This window comes from Micromonospora cynarisoli (assembly GCF_030518815.1).
Taxonomy (GTDB): Bacteria; Actinomycetota; Actinomycetes; order Mycobacteriales; family Micromonosporaceae; genus Micromonospora; species Micromonospora wenchangensis.
Map to the genome: position 1 here is coordinate 7,514,868 of NZ_CP130426.1, position 6,000 is coordinate 7,520,867.

Annotated in this window: 4 protein-coding genes; 3 read left to right on the forward strand and 1 reads right to left on the reverse strand. The window is 68.0% G+C overall.

Features of this window, described 5'->3' with window-relative positions:
- The first annotated feature begins 971 nt into the window (after positions 1-971).
- Entirely contained in the window at positions 972-1,478 is a 507-nt protein-coding gene (locus Q2K16_RS32955) for an RCC1 domain-containing protein (RefSeq protein ID WP_302746697.1), read from the forward strand.
- 24 nt (positions 1,479-1,502) lie between these two features.
- Here Q2K16_RS32955 and Q2K16_RS32960 read toward each other — a convergent pair whose 3' ends face one another.
- Entirely contained in the window at positions 1,503-2,621 is a 1,119-nt protein-coding gene (locus tag Q2K16_RS32960) for an IS630 family transposase (RefSeq protein ID WP_302739705.1), read from the reverse strand.
- A 74-nt stretch (positions 2,622-2,695) separates the two neighbouring features.
- On the opposite strand from Q2K16_RS32960, the gene Q2K16_RS32965 reads away from it, so the two are divergent.
- Together Q2K16_RS32965 and Q2K16_RS32970 are read left to right on the forward strand one after the other, a co-directional pair.
- Entirely contained in the window at positions 2,696-4,450 is a 1,755-nt protein-coding gene (locus Q2K16_RS32965; protein ID WP_302742657.1) for an RCC1-like domain-containing protein, read from the forward strand.
- 205 nt (positions 4,451-4,655) lie between these two features.
- On the forward strand, positions 4,656-5,960 hold the full coding sequence (locus tag Q2K16_RS32970) for an IS256 family transposase (RefSeq protein ID WP_489671837.1): 1,305 nt from the start codon (positions 4,656-4,658) through the stop codon (positions 5,958-5,960).
- The last annotated feature ends 40 nt before the right edge of the window (positions 5,961-6,000 follow it).

The window sequence follows — 6,000 nt, forward strand, 5'->3', positions numbered from 1 at the left end:
ACTGCCCAACTGTCCCGAACCTTTCGGTGTATGGCGGGCTGGCCAGACCATCGCCGGTCCGAATCTGAAGTCCCGGGCTGCCTGTACGCGCTCGCGCCAACGTCAACGCGAGCCGCCGGGCCCCACCGGCTCTGACGCACGTGGCGTAATTGATCTTTGCGGCGGATCACGAGGTGGCGAGGACACGGCCGCGCAGGAGGTCGAGGTTCGTGCGGCCGTACATCTGGCGTTGGTGGCATTGAGAGGTTCTCGCTCTTTCGAGTCATCCGGGGAATCACTCGACGCGGCTGTTCAGGAATGACTCCCGGGGCGAGGAAGATCTGTGAGCGTGCCTCGCTTTTCGAGGGCATGTCAATGTTGGTCGAATATCGCCGGTGTCGTGGCGCAATGCTGAGCGGTGGTCACCTGTTCGGCCCGCCGTGCAGGCCGTCCGATTCCTGCCTGCACGTAGCGTCACCGATCGGGACCGCGTGGATGGCCGCATCGAACGATCAAGGGAAGAGGTCCGGATGGCGACGGGGATCGGTCCGGAGCAGGAGTCGGCTACCGGGCCGGTGGTGTGGTCACGGCTCGCGGGTGACGGGCTGAACCTGACCGGTGGGGATGGGCGGCTACGGTACGTCACCGTTTGTCCGCGATCAGACAGAAAAAAATCGATCTGGGGAATCGATCGTATAGTGGGCGTAAATGGAGATCGATGCCTTAGGTGAAAACTGTTCCGACTTACCGGTTGTTTCACCATCCGAGCCTCGGGAGTAGCCAGGTCGGGCGTCGTCGGCCAGTCCTCGCGTAAAGGAGCATGCTTCATGTTCAAAGCCTGCACGCCGCAATTCCGATCCGCGCGGTCGGTGGTCGAAATCGGCGCCGCCCGTGCCGCTGTGAGTTCGTGGTGGCATCTCCGTCGACGAGGACTGTGGCGACGGTGGTGTGCCACCCGGGGGGCTGCGGCGGCGGTGGCCGCCGTGCTGGTGATGCTGGGCGGGGTGGTGGCAGCGACGCCGGCCGCAGCAGCCGTCGCCGGCGGCCAGGTCTACACCTGGGGAGGCAACTCCCTCGGGCAGTTGGGCCGTGACGGCTCCGGCCTCACGCCGGGGACGGTCTCGTTGTCGCTCCCGCCGGGCACGCTGGTCACCGACGTGGCGGCCGGGTACGGCCAGGTCCTCGCTCTCACCTCGACGGGCAAGGTGTACGCCTGGGGCTGGAACAATGACGGTCAGGTGGGTGACGGCACCACCACCAACCGGGACAGGCCGGTGCTGGTGAGCATGCCGGCCGGCGTGACGGTCACCGCCATCGCCGCGGGCTGGGGCGAGAGCCTGGCGTTGACCTCGACCGGGGACGTCTACTCCTGGGGCAATCCCGCCGGCCTGGGCCGCTCGGACACGACCACGAACGCGACCCCCGGGCGGGTGGAGCTGCCGTCGGGCACGACCGCCACCGCCATCGGCGCTGGCGGTAACCATGGCCTAGTGCCGTGACCACGAACGTTGACGGTGTTGGGGTCAGGCTGCGCGGGTGGTGGGTTGGCCCCAGCGTCGTTGGCGTTCGCTGCGGACGCGGGCGCGTTCGCGGCGTTGGGCGGCCAGGACGTCGGGGTGGCGGGCGTTGGCGTTGCGCCAGCGCAGGTAGGCGTGCAGTTTCCGGGTCAGCGTCGGGTGGTTCGGGTGGTTCGAGCCGGCGATGACGAAGGTGCGTAGCGGTCCGAACTGGGCCTCGATCGGGTTGGCCCAGGAGGCGTAGGTCGGGGTGAAGCAGAGCTCGACCTTGTTCCGGGCCGCCCATCTGCGGATCTTGCGGCCTTTGTGCGCGGACAGGTTGTCCAGGATCACGTAGATCGGTGCCCCGTCCGGGCGGGCGGCGCGGATCGACTTCAAGGCGGCGAGGCTGTTCGCGGCGCTCTTGCGACGCCGCACGACGCCCCAGAGTTGGTCGTCACCGACGGAGTAGCAGCCGTGGAACTGCCGCACGCCGTGCAGCTTGTGGTAGTTCGCCGGTAGCCGGTGCGGATGGCCCGCGGGCGCCCAGCCGGTGCCGGCCTGCGGGCGGATGACCAGGGGCCCGAACTCGTCGAAGGCAAACACCCGCTGCGGGAAGTGGCTGCTCACCTGCTCGATCCGGGCGAGCTTGACGTCCCGGTCGGGGTCGGTGGACTCCTTCCACGTCTTCGTCCGCTGGAACGTGATCCGATGCCGGTGCAGGATCTGCCGCAACCTCTCCCGCCCCACCCGGACCCGCCGAACGGCATGCGAGCCCAGGTGCTCGGCGAGTTTGCGGACACTCCACCGGGTGAAGGGCCGCCCCAGCTTCTCGGGGCGGGTGTTGGCCGTCTCGACGATGAACGCCTCGTCATCGGGACTGATCTGGCGGGGACGGCCACCCGCCCACTGAGGGTCCAGGCTGGCCATCCCCATCTCGTTGAACCGGTGGATGACCTGCCGGATCGTGTCCTCGTCGGCCTGCACGAGACGGGCGATCGCCTGCACCGTGTTCCCGCCGGCCGAGGCGAGCACGACCATCGCCCGCCGAAGGCGGATCGGCGAGCCGGTACCTCTACGAGTGATCCTCAGCAGCTGCTGACCCTCCTGGTCACTGAGCCGCCGAACGCGAACGGGTTCTGCCACCGCCACAGCCTGACCGCCACGACCCCGCCCAGCCGACAGGCCAGACGGCGTGTCACCCAACACCGCGAACATTCGTGGCCACGGCACTAGCGGTCACTTCCACCGGGCAGGTCTATGGGTGGGGCAGCAACGGTTCCGGCCAGTTGGGCACCGGTGACAACGTCAACGCGGCTCTGCCGGTCCTGATGGCGCTGCCCTCCGGTGTCCAGGCGGCTGAGGTCGCCACCCGATTTGGTACCACCCTGGTGTTGACGACGACCGGGCAGGTGTACGGCACCGGACAAAACACCTTCGGGGAACTCGGCAACGGCACCAAGGGCAACAGCAACGTCCCGGTGCTGGCGGTGGTGCCGGCCGGGATCACGTTCACGGCCATCTCGTCCAACCTGGCGTCCAGCCTCGGCCTGACCGCCGACGGGCAGGTGTGGGGCTGGGGAAACTACAACTGGGCCAACGGCGTTGTCGGGACCTCCACCAAGCCGGTGCGGGTGGCGGCCCTGCCGAAGGGGATCGTGTTCGTCGACATCTCCGTAGGTAGCTTCCACAACCTCGCGGTCACCGCGAACCGGCAGGCCTACGCCTGGGGGCGCAACAACAGCGGACAGTTGGGTGACGGTACGACCATCGACCGGGCCAGCGCGGTGCGGGTGCCGTTGCCGGAGGGCTCCGAAGCCACCGCTGTCGCCGCCGGCAGCGACTTCAGCGTCGCGCTGGTCAGGACCTCGCTGGATTTGGCGTTCGGGGCGAATGGTTCTGGTCAGTTGGGTAACTACAGTCACGACAACAGTTTCGTGCCGGTGTCGGTGGCGTTGCCGGGGAACATGGACATGATCGACATGGAGGGTGGTTACCTGCACAGCGTGGCGGTGACCAACGTGGGCGAGGTGTGGGCGTGGGGTGACAACACCTACGGGCAACTGGGCGACGCCACCCTGACCTCACGTAGCGCCCCGGTGCAGTCGTTGATGCCCTCGGGCACCAACGCCGTGAAGGTCACCGCGGGCCAGCGGCACACTCTGGCGTTGACCGACGCCGGGAAGGTCTACGCGTGGGGTGGCAACAATGTCGGCCAGTTGGGTATCGGCTCGACCACACCCGCCACCGTCCTCACGCCGACCCCGGTCACGTTCCCCGGCTCGTTGACGGGCACGGTCACCCAGATCGCCTCGCACAACTTCCACAGCGCGGCGCTCACCTCCACCGGCGAGGTGTACACGTGGGGTGACAACACCTACGGGCAGATCGGCAACGGCACCACCACCCGACAGACCAGCCCGGTGAAGATCAGCCTGCCCAGCGGGGCGACGGCGACGAGCATCGCCGTGGGCGCGTTCCACACCCTGGTCGTGACCTCCACCGGCGCCGCCTACGCCTGGGGCTACAACAACTACGGCCAACTCGGCAACGGCACCAACACCAACTCGTCGGTGCCGGTCGCGGTGAGTCTGCCGTCGGGCACCCTCCTGCGGGACATCGACGCCGGCCTGTCACACAGCCTCGCCATCACCACCACCGGCCGCGCCCTGGCCTGGGGCGCGAACTCCGTCGGCCAACTCGGTAACGGCACCACCAACGCCGCCGGACTCAACGTCCCCGTGTCGGTCCATCTGCCCGCAGGCGTGGAACTGGTCGGCATCGCCGGCGGCCAGTCGCACAGCCTCGCGGTCACCACGGGCGGCCAGGTCCTCGCCTGGGGTTTGAACAACTACGGCCAACTCGGCGAGAACAACTCCGTTCCCGCCCGTACCACCCCCACCTACGTCGACCAGACACCCGGCACCGTCGCCGACGATGTCGCCGCGGGACAGTTCCACAGCCTCGTCCGATAACAACACCACCCCGGGGCCGGCGGCAGACTCACGTCCACCGCCGGCCCCGGGCTGTGCACCACGTGGGGTCAGGCGCTGCGGACGTCGCCGCCGCTGGTCAGGTCGGCTGCCAAGCTGCCGGTTTCCCTCCGGCATCGTGCCGGAGCGGATCGTGACGGGGACTGTAAAACGAACGGTGTAACTCCTGATCAAGGAGCAGCACCTGATGATGGATGTCGTGATCACCGAGGTCGATACTGGCCAGGTGGGGAAGCGTGGGCCGGCGGGGCCGGTGGGAGACGGGGTCGACGATCAGTTCGTCGCTCAGGTGGTGGAGCAGGCCCGGGCGGCGGGTCTGCAGTTCACCGGCGAGGGCGGGCTGCTGCAGCAGCTGACCAAGCGGGTCCTGGAGGCCGCTCTGGACGGTGAGATCACTGACCACCTGGGCTACGAGAAGGGCGACCCGGCCGGGAACAACGGTCAGAATTCCCGCAACGGGGTGCGGGGCAAGACGGTGCTGACCGAGGTCGGCCCGGTGCAGATCGCGGTGCCCCGTGACCGCGACGGCAGCTTCGAGCCGCCGATCGTGCGCAAGCGTCAACGCCGGCTCTCTGGGGTCGAGGACATGGTGATCTCGTTGTCGGCCAAGGGATTGACCACCGGGGAGATTCAGGCCCACCTGTCCGAGGTGTATGGCGCGGACGTGTCCCGGCAGACGATCTCCACGATCACCGACAGGGTCGTCGACGGGATGACCGAGTGGCAGAACCGGCCCCTGGACTCGGTCTACCCGGTGATCTTCCTCGACGCGGTGCACGTGAAGATCCGCGACGGGAAGGTCGCGAACAGGCCGATCTATGTGGCCCTGGCCGTCACGGTCGACGGCAACCGGGACATCCTCGGGCTGTGGGCCGGTGACGGCGGTGAGGGCGCGAAGTTCTGGCTCGGCGTGCTGACCGAGCTGAAGAACCGGGGTGTCGCGGACGCGTGCATGGTGGTCTGCGACGGACGCAAGGGCTTGCCGGACGCGATCGGGCAGACCTGGCCCGAAGCGGTCGTGCAGACCTGCGTCATCCACCTGCTGCGGGCGTCGTTCCGCTACGCCGGCCGGCAGCACTGGGACGCCATCGCCAAGGCGTTGAAGCCTGTCTACACGGCGTCGACCGAGGCCGCCGCCCGAGAACGCTTCGCCGAGTTCACGCAGGCGTGGGGCACGAAGTATCCGGCCATCATCCGACTGTGGGAACAGGCGTGGGCCGAGTTCGTCCCGTTCCTGGCCTTCGACGCCGAGATCCGCACCGTCATCTGCTCCACCAACGCCATCGAGTCCGTCAACGCCCGGATCCGCCGAGCCGTCCGAGCCCGCGGCCACTTCCCGAACGAGGGCGCCGCACTCAAGTGCGTCTACCTCGCGGTGATGAGCCTGGACCCGACTGGGCAGGGCCGCCGACGATGGACCATGCGCTGGAAACCCGCCCTGAACGCCTTCGAGATGGCCTTCGAAGGACGCCTGACCGCAAACCGCAAGTAACCCTCAACAACCCGAGTTACACCGTTCGTTTGACAGACCC

Bases quoted from the DNA above. Each gene is read 5' to 3' on its own strand.
- Q2K16_RS32955 (WP_302746697.1), top strand. From the start codon at position 972: ATGCTGGGCGGGGTGGTGGCAGCGACGCCGGCCGCAGCAGCCGTCGCC.
- Q2K16_RS32970 (WP_489671837.1), top strand. From the start codon at position 4,656: ATGATGGATGTCGTGATCACCGAGGTCGATACTGGCCAGGTGGGGAAG.